Origin of the sequence: Acidovorax sp. ACV01 (genome assembly GCF_014851495.1) — a bacterium.
In the GTDB taxonomy this organism is placed as follows: Bacteria; Pseudomonadota; Gammaproteobacteria; order Burkholderiales; family Burkholderiaceae_C; genus Acidovorax; species Acidovorax radicis.
Genome location: NZ_JACUZT010000004.1, coordinates 64,498 through 85,143, shown reverse-complemented (window position 1 = coordinate 85,143; position 20,646 = coordinate 64,498). Strand labels below are relative to the sequence as shown.

15 protein-coding genes are annotated in these 20,646 nt (G+C 66.4%); 4 read left to right on the top strand and 11 right to left on the bottom strand.

The annotated features are described in order from the left end of the window. Positions 1 to 2: 2 nt before the first annotated feature. From IB243_RS12960 to IB243_RS12920, 9 genes are all read right to left on the bottom strand, one after another. Entirely contained in the window at positions 3 to 770 is a 768-nt protein-coding gene (locus IB243_RS12960; RefSeq protein ID WP_192427537.1) for an ABC transporter permease, read from the bottom strand. A 24-nt stretch (positions 771 to 794) separates the two neighbouring features. Further along, positions 795 to 1,619: an ABC transporter ATP-binding protein gene (locus tag IB243_RS12955; RefSeq protein ID WP_010461726.1), complete on the bottom strand. Its 825-nt coding sequence runs from the start codon at positions 1,617 to 1,619 to the stop codon at positions 795 to 797. Positions 1,620 to 1,726: 107 nt separating this feature from the next. Next, on the bottom strand, positions 1,727 to 2,758 hold the full coding sequence (locus tag IB243_RS12950; protein ID WP_192427535.1) for an ABC transporter substrate-binding protein: 1,032 nt from the start codon (positions 2,756 to 2,758) through the stop codon (positions 1,727 to 1,729). Positions 2,759 to 2,998: 240 nt separating this feature from the next. Then, positions 2,999 to 5,305: an NADP-dependent malic enzyme gene (locus IB243_RS12945; protein ID WP_192427533.1), complete on the bottom strand. Its 2,307-nt coding sequence runs from the start codon at positions 5,303 to 5,305 to the stop codon at positions 2,999 to 3,001. 195 nt (positions 5,306 to 5,500) lie between these two features. Further along, complete coding sequence (locus IB243_RS12940; RefSeq protein ID WP_192427531.1) at positions 5,501 to 6,988, bottom strand: nucleobase:cation symporter-2 family protein; 1,488 nt, start codon at positions 6,986 to 6,988, stop codon at positions 5,501 to 5,503. 206 nt (positions 6,989 to 7,194) lie between these two features. Continuing rightward, a complete protein-coding gene (locus IB243_RS12935) occupies positions 7,195 to 7,899 on the bottom strand; it encodes a GntR family transcriptional regulator (protein ID WP_192427529.1) in 705 nt (234 codons plus the stop codon). A 13-nt stretch (positions 7,900 to 7,912) separates the two neighbouring features. After that, on the bottom strand, positions 7,913 to 9,754 hold the full coding sequence (locus tag IB243_RS12930) for a methyl-accepting chemotaxis protein (protein WP_192427527.1): 1,842 nt from the start codon (positions 9,752 to 9,754) through the stop codon (positions 7,913 to 7,915). Positions 9,755 to 9,838: 84 nt separating this feature from the next. Next, positions 9,839 to 10,672: a transporter substrate-binding domain-containing protein gene (locus tag IB243_RS12925; protein WP_192427526.1), complete on the bottom strand. Its 834-nt coding sequence runs from the start codon at positions 10,670 to 10,672 to the stop codon at positions 9,839 to 9,841. A gap of 51 nt (positions 10,673 to 10,723) precedes the next feature. After that, on the bottom strand, positions 10,724 to 12,004 hold the full coding sequence (locus IB243_RS12920; RefSeq protein WP_010461719.1) for a C4-dicarboxylate transporter DctA: 1,281 nt from the start codon (positions 12,002 to 12,004) through the stop codon (positions 10,724 to 10,726). A gap of 213 nt (positions 12,005 to 12,217) precedes the next feature. Here IB243_RS12920 and IB243_RS12915 point away from each other — a divergent pair, with 213 nt between their 5' ends. Beyond that, entirely contained in the window at positions 12,218 to 13,588 is a 1,371-nt protein-coding gene (locus tag IB243_RS12915) for a glycerate kinase (RefSeq protein ID WP_192427524.1), read from the top strand. Between the two features lie 318 nt (positions 13,589 to 13,906). On the opposite strand, the gene IB243_RS12910 is transcribed toward IB243_RS12915, so the two are convergent. Continuing rightward, positions 13,907 to 14,836, bottom strand: a complete 930-nt coding sequence (locus tag IB243_RS12910) for a LysR family transcriptional regulator (RefSeq protein ID WP_192427522.1) — start codon at positions 14,834 to 14,836, stop codon at positions 13,907 to 13,909. A 155-nt stretch (positions 14,837 to 14,991) separates the two neighbouring features. Here IB243_RS12910 and gcl point away from each other — a divergent pair, with 155 nt between their 5' ends. From gcl to glxR, 3 genes are read left to right on the top strand one after another with little or no spacing between them, the layout of a single operon-like run. Next, positions 14,992 to 16,782, top strand: coding sequence for a glyoxylate carboligase (gene gcl / locus IB243_RS12905; protein ID WP_192427521.1), 1,791 nt, complete (start codon positions 14,992 to 14,994; stop codon positions 16,780 to 16,782). 40 nt (positions 16,783 to 16,822) lie between these two features. After that, positions 16,823 to 17,602, top strand: a complete 780-nt coding sequence (gene hyi, locus IB243_RS12900) for a hydroxypyruvate isomerase (RefSeq protein ID WP_192427520.1) — start codon at positions 16,823 to 16,825, stop codon at positions 17,600 to 17,602. A 50-nt stretch (positions 17,603 to 17,652) separates the two neighbouring features. Continuing rightward, entirely contained in the window at positions 17,653 to 18,567 is a 915-nt protein-coding gene (glxR, locus tag IB243_RS12895) for a 2-hydroxy-3-oxopropionate reductase (RefSeq protein WP_192427519.1), read from the top strand. Positions 18,568 to 18,677: 110 nt separating this feature from the next. Here the strand turns inward: glxR and ggt are convergent, their stop codons facing one another. After that, positions 18,678 to 20,462 carry a gamma-glutamyltransferase gene (gene ggt / locus IB243_RS12890; protein ID WP_192427517.1) on the bottom strand — a complete coding sequence of 595 codons (1,785 nt, stop codon included), beginning with the start codon at positions 20,460 to 20,462 and terminating at the stop codon, positions 18,678 to 18,680. Positions 20,463 to 20,646 lie beyond the last annotated feature (184 nt).

Below are 20,646 nucleotides of genomic sequence, written 5' to 3'. Positions count from 1 at the left end.
CTTCACTCCCCTTGCGACCCCCGGTGCGCCCATCCGGTGGTGCGCTTCTCGATGGCGCTGAACAGTTCGTACATGGCCATCGCCATCGCACCCACCACTATCAGCCCCGCAAACGCCAGGCCCATCTGCATGGACGAGCCTGCGCTGATGAGCAGGTAGCCAATGCCTTCGTTCGCGGCGGTCATCTCCGACACTGTCGTGCCCACAAAGGCGAGCGTGATCGCCACCTTGAGCGAGCCGTAGAAGTACGGCATGGAGCGCGGCAGGCCGACCTTGGTCAGCACGTCCCAGCGCTTGGCGCCCAGCACGCGCAACACGTCTTCCAGCTCGGGCTCCAGGGTGGCCAGCCCCGTGGCGATGTTGACCATGATGGGGAAGAAGCTGATGAGAAACGCCGTGAGGATGGCCGGCCCCACGCCAATGCCGAACCAGACCACCAGGATGGGCACGAAGGCCGCCTTGGGCAGCGCGTTGAAGGCCGTCATCAGCGGGTACACGGCGGCATAGGCCAGGCGTGAGCTGCCGATCACAAAACCCAGCAGCACGCCCACCACGATGGCGATGCCAAAGCCCGCCATGGTGACCCAGTAGGTGCGCCAGGCGTGGGCGGCGATCACGCCCCCGAACTCGACCAGCTGCGTGCCGATGGCCCAGGGGCTGGGGAAAATGAATTCAGAGACATTGAAGGCCGAGCAGATGATCTGCCACAGCAGGATGATCGCGACCAGCAGGATCCAGGGCGACCAGCGTTCTACGGTTTTCTTGTGCATGGTGGTGATGAACGCGGTCGGCGTCTATTGGGCGATGGGCGCGCCGCTTTGGCGCAGCGCACCGATGTGGCCGCGCAGCTCGTGCACGATGTCGGTGAACTCTTTGGTGTAGGTGATTTCCAGGTCGCGCGGACGGGGCAGATCGATCTCCTTCTTCACCACAAAACGGCCCGGGCTCTTGCTCATCACATACACCGTGTCGGCCAGGAAGACCGACTCGCGCAGGTCGTGGGTGACCAGGATCACGTTGAATTTCTGCTCGGCCCACAGGTCGCGCAGGATGCACCACAGCTCCTCGCGCGTGAACGCATCGAGCGCGCCAAAGGGCTCGTCGAGCAGCAGCATCTTGGGCTCGTGGATCAGCGCGCGGCAGATGCTGGCACGCTGCTGCATGCCCCCCGACAGCTGCCAGGGGAACTTGTCTTCGTAGCCGCCCAGGCCCACCTTCTGGAGCAGCTTGCGGGCACGCTCTTCGTACTCCTTGCGCTTTTGCTTGAAGTGGCTGCGGTAGGGCTCGACGATCTCCAGCGGCAGCAGCACGTTGTCCACCGTGGTGCGCCAGGGCAGCAGCGAGGGCGCCTGAAACGCCATGCCTGAGACCTTGAGCGGCCCCGTCACGGGCTGGCCGTCGATGAGGATCTTGCCCATCGAAGGCATCTTCAGCCCCGTGGCCAGTTTCATGAAGGTGGACTTGCCGCAACCCGAGGGGCCGACGATGGCGATGAACTCGCCCTGCCGCACCTGCAGGTCGATGGCCTCCACCGCAAACTGGTTCTTCGCGCGCAGCTCGTCGTTGTAGGCGAGCCAGACATCACGGAAGTCCACAAAATAGGAGTCGGCAGCCTGCATGGGTAGAAGATTTTTAATGAAAATGGCCGCTAGCGCTTGATGGGTAAGCGCAAGAAGCTATTAAATTGATAGTAAACAGGCAGTGCTTGACGAACTTGCTTGCTTGTTTACTTCTTCGGCAGGATGTTCAACTCGGCCGCGCTGGGCAGAAAGCTGGCGTTCCACACATCGTCGGCGTTCACGCGCGTCTTAGTGTTGAACGCGTCCGACACCTGGGAGGCCATCAGCGACAGGCGGCCGGGTTTGGCCTGGCCAAAACCTTCGGCGCGTGCATCGGGGCTGTTGATGACGGTGTCGATGGCCAGTTGCAGGCGGCGGGTTTCGAGCGGCACGTTCACGATGCCGTCGCGCGCCTTTACGTGTTCGATGGCGGCTGCCGGGTTGGCGATGACCTCTTTGGCGCCCTTGGTGAAGGCCGAGAGGAAGGCCTTGACGGCGGCCGGGTTCTCCTTGATGAGCTTGGGGCTGGCGATGATCACGTTGCCATACAGCTTCACGCCAAAGTCGGCATAGGGCAGCACCACCACGTCGGCCGCCTTGGCGCCGCGGGCTTCCAGGTTCAGCAGCGAGGTGAAGGTGAAGCCGGTGATGGCGTCCACGTCACCGCGCACCAGCATGGTTTCGCGCAGCGGTGGGTCCATGGCGGTCCACTGCACAGCGCCGATGCCGTTGGCCTTCTGGAAGATGGGGAACGCGCGGCGGCCAGCGTCGAACACGGGGGCTCCCAGCTTCTTGCCGGCCAGGTCGGCGGGTTTGGTGATGCCGCTCTTCTTGAGCGCCATGACCGAGGCGGGTGTGTTGTTGTAGACCATCATCACCGCCACGGGCTTGTTCTGCGCGTCAGGGTTGTTGGCGTGGAACTCCATCACAGCGGCCAGGTCGGCAAAGCCGATGTCGTAGGTGCCTGAGGCCACGCGCTGCACCGCGCCGCCCGAGCCGTTGCCCGCATCCACCGTCACATCCAGCCCGGCGGCCTTGAAATAGCCCTTGGCCACCGGCTGCAGGAACAGCGCAGCAGGGCCTTCAAAACGCCAGTCGAGCTGGAACTTGATAGGGGTGAGCGTTTGCGCTTGCGCCAGCGAGAACGTGCTGGCAGCGGCCAGCAGTGCGGCGGATTGCAGGAACGATCGTTTTTTCATGGGGGGCTCCTGTCGGGGAAGGGCTGGGGAAGGTGCCGTCAACACGGCTGGATAGCCATGGACTCAGCAAAATCGATGCCTGATTTCGCGGTAGCGCAACCAGGCATGCAGCCATTGTTCCCTGAAGTGGTGCATGCGGGCATGCAGGGTTTCCCCACATGGTGCAAGCGTCCGCCGGTTTGCACCGCCCAGGGGCTATGCCCTGGGGGTGAAGGGCTCCGCAGGCCCTTCGGTGTGCCCTTATTTGGGGCGTGCGGCCGCGCTGGCCACGGCCAGCGCCGTCATGTTGAGCACCCGGCGCACAGTGGCGGCCGGGGTCAGGATGTAGGCCGTGGCGGCGGCGCCCATCAGGATGGGGCCCACGGTCACGCCACCGCTGGTGGTGGTCTTGAGCACGTTGTAGAGGATGTTGGCGGCATCCAGGTTGGGGCAGATCAGCAGGTTGGCCGAGTCCGTCAGGGTCGAGTCCGCCATGTAGGCATTGCGGATGTTCGGCTCCAGCGCGGCATCGCCGTGCAGCTCGCCATCGCATTCGATGTCGGGGTGGGCGGCCACGAACAGGTCGCGGGCCAACCGCATCTTCTTGGCCGATGCGCGCTTGGACGAGCCATAGCTCGAATGCGACAGGAACGCCACCTTGGGTGGCAAGCCAAAACGCTGAACCTCCTGCACGGACATCCAGGCGATGTCGGCCAGCTGCTGGGCGGTGGGGTCTTCGTTCACGTAGGTGTCGGCAATGAAGAGCGTGCCCCGATTGGTCATCAGCGCGTTGAGCGCGGCATAGTCGTTCACGCCCTCCTGGCGGCCGATGATGCTGTGGATGCGCTCCAGGTGTGTCTCGTACGTGCCCACCAGGCCGCAGATCATGGCGTCCGCATCGCCCAGCTTGACCATCAGCGAGGCGATGATGGTGTTGGAGCGGCGCACGGCCGCCTTGGCCACTTCGGGCGTGGCGCCGTTGCGCTTCATGAGCTGGTGGTAGTGCTCCCAGTACTGGCGGAAACGGGGGTCGTCCTCGGGGTTGCACACCTCCACATCCTTGCCCAGCTGCATGCGCAGGCCGGCCTTGGCAATGCGGGCGGCGATCACGGCGGGGCGGCCAATGAGGATGGGCTGGGCGATCTTGTCGTCGATGGCCATCTGTGCGGCGCGCAGGGCACGCTCGTCCTCGCCGTCGGCGTAGGCCACGCGCTTTTGCGCGTCAGGCAGGGCCTTGGCCGCGTTGATCACGGGGCGCATCAGCATGCCGGTCTGGTAGACGAAGCGCGACAGCGTTTCCTTGTAGGCCTCCATGTCGGTGATGGGGCGCGTGGCCACGCCGGACTCCGCCGCCGCCTTGGCCACGGCGGGCGCGATCTTGAGGATCAGGCGCGAGTCGAACGGTGTGGGGATGAGGTAGTCGGGGCCAAAGGTGAGTTCCTTGCCCGCGTAGGCGCTGGCCACTTCTTCGCTGATGTCGGCCTTGGCCAGGTCGGCAATCTGGCGCACGCAGGCCAGCTTCATCGCTTCGGTGATCTTGGTGGCGCCGCAGTCGAGTGCACCCCGGAAGATGTAGGGGAAGCACAGGACGTTGTTGACCTGGTTGGGGTAGTCCGAGCGGCCCGTGGCAATGATGCAGTCGGGGCGGATGGCCTTGGCGAGTTCGGGGCGAATCTCGGGTTCGGGGTTGGCCAGCGCCAGGATGATGGGCTTCGGTGCCATGGTCTTGACCATCTCGGCGGTGAGCACGCCCGGAGCCGAGCAGCCCAGGAACACATCGGCGCCATCCACCGCATCGGCCAGCGTGCGCGCGTCGGTCTTCTGGGCATAGCGCGCCTTGGACTCGTCGTAGCCACCGGGGCGGCCTTGGTAGATCACGCCCTTGGAGTCGCACATGAAGATGTTCTCTACCTTCACGCCCAGGCCCACCATCACGTTCACGCAGGCAATGGCAGCAGCGCCAGCGCCCGAGACCGCGATCTTGACCGCGCCAATCTCCTTGTCCACCAGCTCCAGGCCGTTGAGCAGCGCTGCGCTGGAGATGATGGCCGTGCCGTGCTGGTCGTCATGGAACACCGGGATGTTCATGCGCTTGCTCAGCTCTTGCTCGATGTAGAAACACTCGGGCGCCTTGATGTCTTCGAGGTTGATGCCGCCCAGCGTGGGCTCGAGCGCCGCAATGATCTCGATGAGCTTGTCGGGGTCGCGCTCGTCCAGTTCGATGTCGAACACGTCCACGCCTGCAAACTTCTTGAACAGGCAGCCTTTGCCCTCCATCACCGGCTTGCTGGCCAGGGGGCCGATGTCGCCCAGGCCCAGCACGGCCGTGCCGTTCGTGATCACCGCCACCAGGTTGCCGCGCGAGGTGTAGTCAAACGCCTTGGACGGGTCGGCCGCGATGTCGAGGCAAGGGTAGGCCACGCCCGGCGAGTAGGCCAGCGACAGGTCGCGCTGGTTGGACAGGGGCTTGGTGGGGGTGACCGAAATCTTGCCCCGGGTGGGGTTGCGGTGGTATTCGCGCGCAGCGTCGCGCAGGGCCTGTTCGGCGGCGGAAATGTTCTGTGTCATACGGAAATCCTGGAAGTCCTCGGCGGAATGCAAAACAAGGGTACCCGATGGCGTGGGTGGCTGGCATGCAGGTTTATGCGTATGCCGCATGAATCCAAAACCCCCTGGCAGCCGGTGCGGTCAGGGGGTGGGGCCAGCAGGCTGTGGCCAGTTCTTGGATGGTGAGCATTTTCCGGGCAGCGGGCAGGCGGGACGCTAGTGGGCGTCGGCCTGGCGTGCGGCGTTCACAGCGGCGGAGGTGTCGCGGCTGGCGCCATTGAAGAAAACGTTCAGGGCCACGGCCGCGATCGAGGCCAGCAGGATACCGGATTCGATCAGGGGGTGGATGGCATGCGGCATCCACTGGCGGAAGTTTGGCGCGATGAGCGGGATCATGCCCACGCCGATCGACACGGCCACGATCATGGCGTTGAAGCGGTTGTGCTTGAAATCCACCCCGCCCAGGATGCGGATGCCGGTGGCCGCCACCATGCCGAACATCACCAGCCCGGCGCCACCCAGCACCATGGTGGGCAGCGATTCGACCAGCGCCGCCATCTTGGGCAGCACGCCCAGCACGATCAGGATCACGCCGCCGGTCACGCAGACAAAGCGGCTCTTGACGCCGGTGACGGCCACCAGTCCCACGTTCTGCGAGAAGCTGGTGTACGGAAAAGTGTTGAAGATTCCGCCCAGCAGCGTGCCCAGGCCATCCGTGCGCAGGCCGCGCGTCAGAGCGGCCTGGTCCACCTTGCGGTCGGTCATCTCGCCCAGGGCCAGGAACATGCCGGTGGATTCGATCATCACCACGATCATCACCAGCGTCATGGTCAGGATCAGGATGGGGTCGAACACGGGGCCGGCGATCTCGAACGGCAGCACCAGGTCAAACCACTGCGCCTTGGCCACCTTGTCGAAGTTCATCATGCCCAGCGCCACGGCCACCACCGCACCAATGACGATACCCAGCAGCACCGAGATGTTGGCGATGAAGCCCTTGGCAAACTTGGCGATCAGCAGGATGGACAGCAGCACCAGACCCGAGATGCCCACGCCAGTCAGGTCGGCGTATTTGGGGTTGGGCACCGTGGGCACTACCGCAAAGCCCTTGGGCACGGGGGGCAGGGACGAGCCGGGTGCCCCGGCGACGGACTGCATCTCGCTGAGCCACTTGATGTGCTCGGGGTTCACCACATTGGGCGCCGTGGGGCCCACTGGATTGCCAAAGATCCAGTTGATGCCTACGCGCATCAGACTGATGCCGATGACCGCAATGATGGTGCCGGTGACCACGGGCGGAAAAAACCGCAGCATGCGGCTCACCAGTGGCGCGATCAGGATGGAGATGACGCCCGCCCCGATCACCGATCCAAAGATCAGTCCGGCTCCGGCCGTGCCTCCCGTGCTTTGTGCCATCGAGATCATCGGGGCCACCGAGGCAAAGGTCACACCCATCATCACGGGCAGCTGGATACCGAACCAGCGCGACGCCCCCAGTGCCTGGATCAGCGTGACCAGCCCACAGACGAACAGGTCGGCAGAGATCAGCTTGGCCACCTGGTCGGGTGTGAGGTTGAGCGCACGCCCCACGATGAGTGGCACGGCCACCGCGCCGGCGTACATCACCAGCACATGCTGAAGGCCCAGCGCCGTAAGTCGCCCCAGGGGCAGGTGTTCGTCCACGGGGTGTACGGGTGGGTTCATGGCGTGTCCTTCGGGTGGATCGGTGTGAATACGAGATGGGGACTGGTGCGAAATGGTGCACAACAGTCCATACAAAAATCGTATACAAAATGACAGGACGCGCTTATCCCGGTAAACCCTTAGAACGGGCAGCCGCAAACCGCTGCCCCAAAACGTGGGCTACTGGGGGCGTTGGGGGCAGGGGCGCGCAGCGCCTGCGGCTGGACCTAGCCCCGGTGCGTGGATGCTGCCTTGGCGCGTTGGCCGGTCAGCGGTGCCAGGGACTCACGCAGCCGGTCCCGCACCAGCGGCTGGCCGGAGTTCAGTGCGCCTTCCACATGGCCGATGTGGGCCAGCATGCGTTCGCGGGCCAGCACGGTGTCGCCGGCCTCCAGGGCCTCCACGATGGCGGCGTGTTCGGCGCAGGACTGGCTGGCCGCGTGCTGCGACTGGTACAGCGAGGCCGCCAGCGTGGTGCGCGCCGTGAGGTCGCGCAGGATGTCACTGAGGCTGCGGTGGCCCATCGCCTCCGCCAGGCAGACATGGAAATCCGCCAGCAGGAAGGCGCGTGTGGCCGCGTCGGCGCCTTCGATGGCCTGCTGCTCATCGGCAATGTGCGCACGCAGGCGGCGGGTCACTGTCTGTAGCGGCTTGCCTGCGTCGGCCAGGATGCCCGATTCGATGATGCGCCGTGCCGAGAAGGCATCGCGCGCGTCGTCCACCGACGGTTCCACCACGTACCAGCCCCGGCGCGAGCGCACTTCGACAAAGCCGCGTGCCTGCAGCTGCATCAGCGCCTCGCGCACCAGCGTGCGGCTTACGCCGAAGAGGTCGGCCAATTCCTGCTCGCCCAGGCGTTCGCCGGGGGCGAGCTTCTGCGCAAGGATGGATTCCACCACCTGTTGGGCGATCTGGGTCTGGCTCAGGCTCATGGGGTCGATTGTGTCAGCGGGGCAGGGCTGGCAAGCCAGCGTGGATGGGCGCACGCGAGGCCTCCAGCTGGAAGCCGGCGACGGTGCGTGCGAGGTGGTGGGCCTGGTCGTTGAGCACGCCCGATGCGGCGGTGGACTCTTCAACCAACGCTGCATTTTGCTGCGTGGCGCGGTCCATCTCGGCCACGGCCTGGTTGATCTGGCCGATGCCGGCACTTTGCTCGGTCATGGAGCCATTGATTTCCCCCACGATCTGCGCCACGCGCTGGATGCCGTGCACGATCTCGTTCATGGTCTCGCCAACCGCGCGCACGCGCTGGGTGCCCGTGGCCACGCTGGCGCCCGAGGCGTCTATGAGCGCCCGCACCTCCCGGGCGGCCGTGGCGCTGCGGTGCGCCAGGCTGCGCACCTCGCTGGCCACCACCGCGAAGCCCCGGCCGTTCTCCCCCGCACGGGCAGCCTCCACGGCTGCGTTCAGTGCCAGGATGTTGGTCTGGAAGGCGATGGAGTCGATCACGCCGATGATCTCCCCGATGCGTGCCGAGGCGCTGGAAATCTCGTCCATGGTGCTCGCGGCATCCGCCACCACCTCGCCGCCCCGGGTGGCGGTGGCGCTGGCCGCGCGGGCCAGTTGTGCGGCCTGCGCTGCGGCATTTGCAGACTGCTGCACGGTGGCTGTGAGCTGCGACAGCGAGGCAGAGGTTTCCTGCAGGTTGCTGGCCGATGTCTCGGTGCGGTGGGACAGGTCGTGGTTGCCAGCCTTGATCTCGTCGGTGGCCGTTTTCATGGATTCGACGCCCTGGCGCACGTCCTGCAGCACGGTGCTGATCTTGTCCACGAAGGCGTTGAACGAGGACGCGATCTGCGCCACCTCGTCGTGCCCGGTGACGGGCAACCGGTGCGTCAGGTCGCCGCTGCCCGAGCCGATCTCGTCCATCGCATCGCGCACCTGCGACAGCCGGCGGAAGGACTGCGCCGTGAGCAGTGCGCTGACACCCGCAGCGGCCAGCGCCAGCAACACGATGGCGATGGCCGAGGTGCGCAGCACGCCCGCCAGGCCGGCGGTGGCCTCGGCCTTGTCCAGCGCGACGACCAGGTACCAGTCGGTGCCTGCCACGGGCAGTGCGCGCAGCAGCTTGGCAGAGCCTGCCAGTGTGGCCTCCAGCGCGTGGGTGGCAACGGGCAGCGCTGCGAGCACGGCGGGAGTGAGCGCGGGCGAGAGCTCGGCGGCGGGTTTGAGCATGCGCTGCGCATCGGGGTGCGCCAGCACCAGCCCGTCCTTGTCCACCACGAAGCCCAGGCTGCTGGGCGTGGGGTGCACTGCGGCCACCACGTCCTGCACGCCCTTGAGCGGAACCGCACCGCTCACAGCGCCTTGTGCCGCTCCGTCGCGCAGGATGGGCGCGGCGAACGACACAAAAGGCTCGCCCGTGGACGCGTCGCCGTAGGGCTTGGTGACCAGCAGCTTGCCGGCCTTCACCGCGCTTTGGTACCAGGGGCGCGCCGTGGGGTCATAGGTGGGTGGTGTGGTGGGGCTGCTCGATACCCAGCGCTTGTCCTGCCAGCCCACCGTGGTAACGGGAAAGCCATTGGCCTTGTTCATGTGCAGGACGATGCCCTGCGGGTCGCCATGCTCCACGGCGGCAGCGGCTGCCTGCACGGCCAGGGATTTGCTCGACACCCATTTTTCGATGGCCAGCGCGTTGCCCGAGGCGATGGCCGCGAGGTTGTCCTCGATGGTCTGCAGGGTTGCCGACCGCACAATGGCGTAGGTGGCGGCGCCCGTCAGTGCGAGGGCGGCAGTGACCGCCGCCGTGGTGATGAGCAGGATGCGGGTGCGGAGCGAAGTCATCATGGTGGGAGGGTTCTCGTGCCGGTGGCGGGGAACGCGCCTGCAGGCGGGGGAGGGCGGGGACCGCGCGGCGTGTGGAGCGCCTGCTCAGCCCTTGCCATCGCGGAACATCTCTGGCGACAGGCTGTGTTTGAACCAGTGCATGGCGTTGACCATGAGCGCTTGCGATGACCGGGCCTGGGCCAGAAAGGCATCGACCCGCGCCAGCAGGCGAGGCTCGTGCTTGCGCACGCCGATGTGGCAGGGGCTTTGCCGCAGCACGGCCACCCGTTGGATGCGCTTGCGCAGGGCGGTATCCGGGATGGATTCAGCCACCACGTTGCCCGCCGCAAAGGCGTCGATGCTGCGGCGCACGTACGCATCAAGCATGGGGGCCGAGCTGTCGAATGCCACGGCTGTGGCGTGCGGTGCCTGGGCCTTGAACTCGGTCTCTTCCAGGCTGCCGCGCACCACGCCCACACGGCGGCCCTTGAGCGCGGCGAGGTCCGCCGGGCCCGCGCCGGAGTCACTGAAGATGCCCATGTAGGTCGGTGCGTAAGCGGTGGAGAAATCGATCTCGCGCTCGCGCTCCGCGGTCTTGCCCAGGCTGGCGATGATCAGGTCCACCCGGTCTTCGAGCAGGGCGGCCAGGCGGTCGCCGCTGGCCACGGGCAGGATCTTGAGCGACACCCGCAGGTCGCTGGCCAGCATGCGCGCCACCGCAATGTCAAAGCCATCGACCACGCCGTTGCGCGTGAAGCCGAACGGCGGAAACTCTTGCGGCACTGCCACGCGCAGCACCCGGCTGCGCAGGATGCGGTCCAGCTGGTCGGGTTCGCCTTTGCCCTGGGCGGCGGCGAGGCCCCAGCCGAAGGGAAGGGCGCACAGGCCCGCAGCGCCTGCGATGGCACGGCGGCGTGTCAGAGCGGATGAAGGGGGCATGGCGTTGGCCGTGGTCTTGTGGGTTGTTATGACTTGGCTTGTCGCATGCGGTCACTGCTGCTGCGGCGGCACGGCCTGGCCGTCCAGCACGGCGTGGGCGCGCTCGCGGTCGATATCGCCTTCCCACGCGGCGATGGCCACAGTGGCCACGCAGTTGCCGATCAGGTTGCCCAGCGCGCGGGCAATGCCCATGAACCAGTCCACCGACAGCACCAGCACCAGCCCGATGGCCGGGATGGCCGGAATGGCATGCAGCGTGGCCGCCAGCACCACGATGGCGGAGCCCGGCACGCCGTGCGCGCCCTTGGACGTGACCAGCGAGATCGCCAGGATGGTCAGCAGGTCGGCCATGGAGATCGGCGTGTTGGTGGCCTGGGCGATGAACACGGCCGCCAGCGTGATGTAGATCGAGAACGCGTCCAGGTTGAACGAGTAGCCCGTGGGGATCACCAGGCCCACGGTTGAATCGCGAATGCCCATGTGCTTGAGCTTGGCCATGATCTGGGGCAGCACGCTGTCCGACGAGGTGGTGGCGAACACCACGGCCAGCTCCTCGCGCAGATAGCGCAGCAGCTTGAACAGGCTGAAGCCCGAGACCCGCATGATCAGGCCCAGCACCACCACCACGAACAGGAACACCGCCGCATAGAACAGCACCACCAGCATGCCCAGTTGCTTGAGCGAGCCGATGCCGTACTTGCCCACCGTGAACGCGATGGCACCCAGCACGCCCAGCGGCGCCAGCTTGATGATCAGGCCCATGGTCTTGAAGAGCACGTGCGACAGGTCTTCGATCAGACTGGTGACCCGCGCACCGCGCTCGCCCAGCAGCGCCAGCGCGCAGCCAAAGATGATGGAGAACAGCAGCACCTGCAGCACGTCGCCATTGGCGAATGCGCTCACGGCCGTGGTGGGGATGAGCTTGAGCAAAAAGTCGCTGAAGCCGCCACCCGTGAGTTTGCTGGCGTTTTCCGCGTAGGCGCCCATGGCCTTGGGGTCCAGCGCACTCGGGTCCACGTTCATGCCCACGCCCGGCTCGAACCAGAACGCAAGCGCCAGACCCAACACCAGCGCGATGGACGTGACCACCTCGAAGTAGATCAGCGACTTGATGCCCACCCGGCCCACACGCTTCAAGTCACCCGTGCCGGCAATGCCATGCACCACCACGCAAAAGACGATGAGCGGAATCAGCATCTTGATGAGCTTGATGAAGCCGTCGCCCAGAGGCTTGAGCTGTACGGCTGTGTCGGGCCAGAACAGCCCGACGGCCACGCCGGCAATCAGGGCCAGGATCACCCGGCCGAACAAGGAGTTGAGGAAGCGGAGCATGGGAACCCTTTGACGAAAAAAAGGAGACGGTGGCACTGTGATCAATCTTGCATACAAGAACTGTAGACAAGTGTTGCAAGCCAGAACATGGGGTTATCCCGTGTTGGGCCCTGCCGTTGGGGGCCCGCCGGCGCGGTGGTGGTTGAAGCACTTTTGACTTTCACGCGCGGTTACCTTGGAGTTACTGCTCCACAATCGCCCGCGGAGACCACCATGACCAACAACGACAACGTGCCCGATCCCGTCTTCCAGCCCGCCGAGTTCCTCGAATACCTGTACCGGGTGGCCGTGCGCCGTGCGCTGCCGCTGCACAACACCGCCGCCTTTCTGCCCGCGCCGCCCAGCCGTGAGAGCGGAGGCCGCACCCTGGTGCTGGGTGCGGGCAAGGCCGGGGGCGCCATGGCGCAGGCGGTGGAGGCGCTGTGGCCGGTTGATGCGCCGCTGTCGGGCCTGGTCGTCACGCGCTACCACCACACGCCGCCGCGTGAGGCGGCGTTCCTGGGACTGCCGCCCCGGCCCGAGGGCTACCCGCAGCGCATCGAGGTGGTCGAAGCCGCGCACCCCGTGCCCGATGCGGCCGGCTTGGCCGCCGCGCAGCGCATCCTGGCGCTGACGCAGGGCCTTACCGAAAACGACCTGGTGCTGTGCCTGATCTCGGGCGGCGGCTCCGCCCTGCTCACGCTGCCGGCAGATGGCCTCACGCTCGAAGACAAGCAGCGCATCAACAAGGCGCTGCTGGAGAGCGGCGCAGCCATCGACGAAATGAACTGCGTGCGCAAGCATCTCTCGCGCATCAAGGGCGGGAGGCTGGCGGCGGCCTGTGCCCCTGCGCGCGTGGTCACGCTTACCATCAGCGACGTGCCGGGCGACGACCCCTCGGTCATTGCCAGCGGCCCCACCGTGCCCGACGCCACCACCTGCGCCGACGCGCTGGCCATCCTGGCGCGTTATCACATCGACATCCCCGCCAGCGTGCGCGCCGCGCTGGAGGCGGGTGACTTCGAAACCCCCAAGCCCGGCGACGCCGTCTTCGCAGGCCACGCCGTGCACATGACGGCCACGCCCCAGCAGTCGCTGGAGGCAGCGGCAGAGGCCGCGCGGGCGGCGGGTGTGCCAGCCTACATCCTCTCCGACGAGATCGAAGGCGAATCGCGCGAGGTGGGCAAGGTGCACGCTGCGCTGGCCCGCGCTGTGGCGCGGCACGGCCAGCCGTTTTCGCGGCCCTGCGTGATCCTCTCGGGTGGAGAGACCACCGTCACCATCCGCCCGCGCGCACCCGGCGCTGCCAAGGGCCGGGGCGGCCGGGCGGGCGAGTTCTGCATGGGGCTCGCGCAGGCGCTGCAAGGCCAGTTGGGCGTGTGGGCGCTGGCGGCCGATACCGACGGCATCGACGGCGTGGAAGACAACGCCGGTGCCCGGTTGGCACCCGACACCCTGGCGCGCGCTGCGGCGCAGGGATTGTCCATCGCGGACCACCTGGACCGCAACGATGCCTATGGCTACTTCGATGCGCTGGGCGACCTAGTCGTCACCGGGCCCACGCACACCAACGTCAACGACTTCCGGGCGATCCTGATTTTGTAGCGGCTGGCGCTGGCTGCGCCTGGGCTGCAGGGCGATAAGGTCCAGAGTTTTGGCTGGCGCTGTGCCTGAGCATTACCCCTCTCCCCAGCCCTCTCCCGCAAGGGGAGAGGGAGATTGATGGGCGCCACGACGGCCGGGAGGTTTGCAACGGCTGCGCCTGCCGCCATGTTCGAAGGCTGCCGCAAGACGGCTTTATTCGGTCAAGACCACAGAACCACCATCGGCGTCTCGGCCTTCACCCCCTCTCCCCTCGCGGGAGAGGGCCGGGGAGAGGGAGTCTCCCATCAGGGTGAACCCTCGCCATCTCTAACCCCTCCCTCACTTCCTAGCTGCCCCCTCACGCGGCAACGCAGCCACCCAGTCCTTGCCAAACCGCCCCTGCAAAAACGCGACGAACGCCTGCACCTTCTGCGGCACCAGCCGCGGTGACGGGTATACCGCATGGATCTCCTGCTCGGGCAGGCGGCAGGTCTTGAGCACCTCCACCACGCGCCCTGCCGCCAGCGATTCCACCGCCACGTAGTGCGGCAGCGCCGCAATGCCCATGTGCGCGCGCGCCGCTGCCAGCAATGCCGAGAGGTTGTTGGACCGCAGCCGCCCCGTGACGGGCACCGACACGGCCTCGCCGCTCGCATTGCGCAGCCGCCACAGGTCGTTGCCCTGCACGCTGCTGTAGATCAGCGTGGCGTGGTCCTTCAGGTCCGACGGCCGGCGCGGTGTGCCGTGGCGCCGCAGGTACGTGGGCGAGGCCACCAGTACCCAGGGGTTCATGCCCAGCGTGCGTGCACCCAGGGCCGAGTCGGCGAGCTTGCCCAGGCGGATCGCCACGTCGATGCCGTGGGCCACCAGGTCGGTGTAGCGGTCCTCGAAGCTCAGGTCCAGCTGCACCAGCGGGTTCTGCGCCATGAACTCCAGCGCCAGCGGCACCACCACGCGCCGCCCGAACGCCACCGAGCTGCCCACCCGCAGCTGGCCCTGCACCTGCGTCTGGCGCACGCGCACCACGCTCTCGGCGTCGGCCACGTCGGTCACGATGGCCTTGCACTTCTCGTAGTACAGCGCGCCGGGCTCGGTCAGGCTCACGCCGCGCGTGTTGCGGTTGAGCAGCCGCACCTTCAGGTGTGACTCCATAGCGGCGACCTGCTTGGTCACCGTGGGCTGCGTGGTGGCGAACTCGCGGGCCACCTTGGTGAAGCTGCCGGTCTCCACCACGCGCACGAACATTTCCATGGCGTCGAGTCGGTCCATCGTTTTTGCCTCCTTGCAGCGCATGGTGCAGCGCTTGTGTGCTGCAGCTTATTCCTGTGTGGAATAAATTTTATGGTCTGTCGCTACCTTCCACCACAGCGGGTGCTTGCCTAGAGTTGCCACATCAACTGACCCCCAACCGAAGGAGATGTGCAATGCCAAGAATGAAGGCCATCGAGGCCGCCGTGAAGGTGATGGAGAAAGAGGGCGTGAGCGTCGCGTTCGGCGTGCCCGGCGCTGCCATCAACCCGCTGTATGCGGCGCTCAAGGCACATGGCGGCATCGGCCACATCCTGGCGCGCCATGTGGAGGGGGCCAGCCACATGGCCGAGGGCTACACGCGTGCCGTGGCTGGGAACATCGGCGTGTGCATCGGCACCAGCGGCCCCGCAGGCACCGACATGATCACCGGCCTGTACTCGGCCAGTGCGGACTCCATCCCCATCCTGTGCATCACCGGCCAGGCGCCGCGCGCCCGCCTGCACAAGGAGGACTTCCAGGCCGTGGACATTGCCAGCATCGCCAAGAGCGTGACCAAGTGGGCCACCACCGTGCTGGAGCCCGCGCAGGTGCCGCAGGTGTTCCAGCAGGCGTTCCACCTCATGCGCTCGGGCCGGCCCGGGCCGGTGCTGATCGATCTGCCCATCGACGTGCAACTGGCCGAGATCGAGTTCGACCCCGACACCTACGAACCCCTGGTGCCCTACAAGCCCGCCGCTACGCGCGCCCAGATCGAGAAGGCACTGAGCATGTTGAATGCCGCCGAGCGCCCGCTGATCGTCGCGGGTGGCGGCATCATCAATGCCGATGCGTCGGACCTGCTGGTGCAGTTGGCCGAGGTGCTGGGCGTGCCGGTGATCCCCACACTCATGGGCTGGGGCAGCATCCCCGACGACCATCCGCTCATGGTCGGCATGTGTGGCCTGCAGACCAGCCAGCGCTATGGCAATGCCACGCTGCTCGCCAGCGACTTCGTGCTGGGCATCGGCAACCGCTGGGCCAACCGGCACACGGGCTCGGTCGATGTCTACACCAAGGGCCGCAAGTTCGTGCACGTGGACATCGAACCCACGCAGATCGGCCGCGTGTTTGCGCCCGACTTTGGCATCGTCTCCGATGCGGGCGCTGCGCTCAAGCTCTTTGTGGAGGTGGCGCGTGAATGGAAAGCCGTGGGCCAGCTGCGCGACCGCAGCGCCTGGGCGGCCGAGTGCCAGGGCCGCAAGCACAGCGTGGACTACCTGCGCAAGACCCACTTCGACAGCGTGCCCATGAAGCCGCAGCGTGTGTACCAGTGCATGAACCGCGCGCTGGGCAAGGACGTTTGCTATGTCTCCACCATCGGCCTGTCGCAGATCGCAGGCGCGCAGTTCTTGCACGTGTACCAGCCGCGCCACTGGATCAACTGCGGCCAGGCCGGCCCGCTGGGCTGGACGGTGCCCGCCGCCCTGGGCGTGCGCGTGGCCGACCCGGCCCGCAAAATCGTGGCGCTGTCGGGCGACTACGACTTCCAGTTCATGATCGAAGAGCTGGCCGTGGGCGCGCAGTTCAAGCTGCCCTACATCCACGTGCTGGTCAACAACAGCTACCTGGGCCTGATCCGCCAGGCGCAGCGCACGTTCAGCATCGACTACTGCGTGCAGCTCGCGTTCGACAACGTGAACATGGCCGAGGGCGAGGTGGCGCGTGGCTACGGCGTGGACCACGTGAAGGTCGTCGAAGGCCTGGGCTGCAAGGCCATCCGCGTGCACCGGCCCGAGGAGTTTGCGCCCGCCCTCGCCCAGGCCGAGGCCTGGATGGCCGAGCACGCAACGCCCGTGGTCATCGAGGTGATCCTGGAGCGTGTGACCAACATCGCCATGGGCACCGAGATCGACAGCATCGTCGAGTTCGAGGAACTGGCGACGCAGCCCACCGACGCACCCACTGCCCTGGCCCTGCTGGACTGAGGCGAGCCGCATTTTCCCCTCGTGTTACCGGAGACTTTTCATGCCCCGTTTTGCCGCCAACCTCAGCATGCTGTTCACCGAGGTTCCCTTTCTCGACCGCTTCGAGCGCGCCGCGCGCACCGGCTTCGAGGCCGTGGAATTCCTCTTTCCCTACGAGTTTGCAGCGGAGGACATCCGCGCGCGCATCGACAAACACCAGCTGCAGATCGTGCTGCACAACCTGCCCGCAGGCGACTGGGCCGCTGGCGAGCGCGGCATTGCTTGCGACCCGGCACGCATTGTGGAGTTTCGCGCCGGTGTGGCCCGGGCCATCATCTACGCCCAGGCGCTGGGCGTGCCGCAGCTCAACTGCCTGGCGGGCAAGACACCCGCAGGGGTGGGTGCTGCAGTACTGCGCCGTACCCTGGTCGAGAACCTGCGCTTCGCGGCCACGGAGCTGAGGGCGGCCGGCCTGCGCCTGCTGATCGAGCCCATCAACCCCTTCGATATCCCGGGCTTCTACCTGACCCGCACGGACCAGGCGCTGGCCATCCTGGACGAAGTGGATGCCAGCAACGCCTATGTGCAGTACGACATCTACCACGCGCAGCGCACCGAAGGCGAAATCGCGGCCACGCTGCAAAAGCACCTGGAACGCATCGGCCACGTGCAGCTGGCCGACAACCCCGGTCGCAACGAGCCGGGCACGGGCGAGATCAACTACCGCTACCTGTTCGCGCACCTGGACCGCATCGGATACGACGGCTGGGTGGGTTGCGAGTACCGGCCTGCACGCACCACGGAAATTGGCCTGGGGTGGCGCACGGCGCTGACCGCATGAGCCACAACCCACGGATCGACGAATCACCACCACACAAGGAGAACAAGAACATGACCGACACCCCCCTCAAACTCGGTTTCATCGGCCTGGGCATCATGGGCGCGCCCATGTGCGGCCACCTCATCGCTGCGGGCCACCAGCTGTATGTGCACACCCGGGGCCGTGTGGCGCCACAGATTGCCGAGAGCAGCGCCACGCAGTGCACCACCGCGCGCGGTGTGGCCGAGCGGGCCGACATCGTCTTCCTGATGCTGCCCGACACGCCCGATGTGGAGAAGGTGCTGTTCGGCGCCGACGGTGTGGCCCAGGGCCTCAAAGGCAACGTGGGCAAGGTGGTGGTGGACATGAGTTCCATTTCGCCCGTGGCCACCAAGGACTTTGCGGCGCGCATCGAGGCCCTGGGCGCGCAGTACCTGGACGCCCCCGTTTCGGGCGGCGAACTGGGCGCGAAGAACGCCACGCTGTCCATCATGGTCGGTGGCCCCGAGGCGGTGTTCGAGCGCATCAGGCCCTTGTTCGAACGCCTGGGCAAGAACATCACCCTGGTGGGCGGCAACGGCGACGGCCAGACCGCCAAGGTGGCCAACCAGATCATCGTCGCCCTGAACATCGAGGCCGTGGCCGAGGCGCTGCTCTTCGCCGCCCGCGCGGGCGCCGACCCGGCCCGCGTGCGCCAGGCGCTGCTGGGCGGTTTCGCCTCGTCCAAGATCCTGGAGGTGCATGCCGAACGCATGATCCAGCGCACGTTCGAGCCCGGCTTTCGCATCGGACTGCACCAGAAGGATCTGAATCTTGCGCTGTCGAGCGCGCGGGCGCTGGGCGTGCCGCTGCCGAACACGGCGATGGCACAGGAGCTGTTCAATGCTTGCGTGGCGCATGGCGGGCAGGGCTGGGACCACTCAGCGATGGTGCGGGCGCTGGAGAAGATGGCTAATTTCGAGATCGGGCAGGCAGCGCCAGCCTGACGCAGACGGGCGTGAAAAATCCCGCTGGCCTTTCGGCGAGCGGGATTTTGGGTTTGATGGGCTTCTAACGCTTATCTATCAAGCGCTAAAAGCTATCAAATAAGTAGCAATCAATACCCCAGCGTCTTCCCATCCGGGTTGCGCGGGTCTGAGTACCCATACAGCGCGCCACCCCGGATCTGGATGGTCTGCGTGCGGCCCATTGAGGGCTTCACGGCGATGTTGTGGCCGCGTTGCTTGAGCAGGGCCAGGGTGTCGGGCGAGAGGCCCTTTTCCACGCGCAACTCGTCGGGCGTCCACTGGTGGTGCACGCGGGGTGCGGCAGCGGCTTCGGCGGGGTTCATGCCGAAGTCGATGGTGTTGACCACCGTTTGCAGCACCGTGGTGATGATGCGCGCGCCGCCGGGGCTGCCCGTGACCAGGGTGGGCTTGCCGTCCTTCAGCACCAGGGTGGGTGTCATGGACGACAGGGGACGCTTCTTGGCGGCTACGGCGTTGGCGTCGCCGCCAACCAGACCGTAGGCGTTGGCCACGCCGGGTTTGGCCGAGAAGTCGTCCATCTCGTTGTTGAGCAGGATGCCCGTGCCCTTGGCGACGATGCCGCTGCCGAAGTTGGTGTTCAGCGTGTACGTCACGGCCACGGCGTTGCCGGCCTTGTCCACCACCGAGTAGTGCGTGGTCTGGTCGCTCTCATACGGCTGTGGCTGGCCGGGCTTGATGCTCTTGCCGCTGCGTGCGGTGTTGGCGTCGATGCCCTTGGCCAGGGACTCGGCGTAGCGCTTGGAGGTCAGGCCCTTCAGGGGGATCTTCACGAAGTCCGGGTCGCCCAGGTACTCGGCGCGGTCGGCGTACGCGAGCTTCATGCTCTCGGCCATGTAGTGGATGGTCTGCGCGCTGTTGGGGCCCCACTGGGCCAGGGGCAGGGGCTCCAGCATGTTCAGGATCTGCACCAGGTGCGGGCCGCCGGAGGAGGGTGGCGGCATGGTCACGATCTCATAGCCACGGTAGGTGCCACGTGTAGGCACGCGCTCGGCCACATTGTATTCGCGCAGGTCCTGCAGGCTGATGGCGCCCACGTGCGGTGCCATCTCGGCGGCGATCTTCTGGGCGATCTCGCCTTCGTAGAAAGCCTTGGCGCCTTGCTGGCCGATCAGGCGCATGGACTGGGCCAGGTCTTTCTGCACCAGCGGGTCGCCCACCTTCAAGGGTTCGCCGTTCTTCCAGAAGATGGCCTGGGTGGCGGGCCATTTGCCCATGTTCTTCTTTTCCTGCTGCAGGATCTTGGCCAGCGTCTCGCTGACCGGGAAACCCTTGTCTGCCAGTTCGATGGCGGGTGCGATCACGCGCGACAGCGGCAGGGTGCCCCAGGTCTTGAGCGCATGCTCCATGCCGGCCACGGTGCCGGGCACGCCCACGGCGTAGTGGGTGTACAGCGACTTGCCGTCCACCACGTTGCCCTTGGCGTCGAGGTACATGTCACGCGTGGCCTTGACGGGCGCCACTTCGCGGAAGTCCAGGGCCACGCTCTTGCCGGTCTTGGCATCGTGTACCACCATGAACCCGCCACCACCCAGGTTGCCTGCATTGGGCAGGGCCACGGCCAGCGCAAAGCCAATGCCCACGGCTGCATCCACCGCGTTGCCACCGGCCTTGAGGATGTCGAGGCCGATCTGCGAGGCCAGTTCCTGCTCGGTGGCGACCATGCCGTTGCGCGCCACCACGGGGTGGAACACATCCATGTCGAAGTCATACGCGGCGCTGGCGGCCTGGGCCGATGCGGTTTGCTGTACGGCCGGCGCGGGCGCCGCTGCCGTGGTAGGTGTGCTGCCGCAGGCCGTGAGGCTGGCCAGCGCCAGCGCCAGGCTGGAGGCCAGCAGCGTGTGTCGGATGTTCATGGGTGATGCTCCTGAGATGGTTTTTGCTCTGTAGGAAGGGGAGGGCGGGTGGACCCCGCGAGGGGCGCCCCGGGGTAAGTGTAGGGTGGGCCCGCGTTGGGTGCGGGCGGCGGGTTATGCCGATTGAGTATGCAGCCTGTGCATGCCCGTCATTCCCGCTTTCTGTGCAGAAGAATGCTGCACG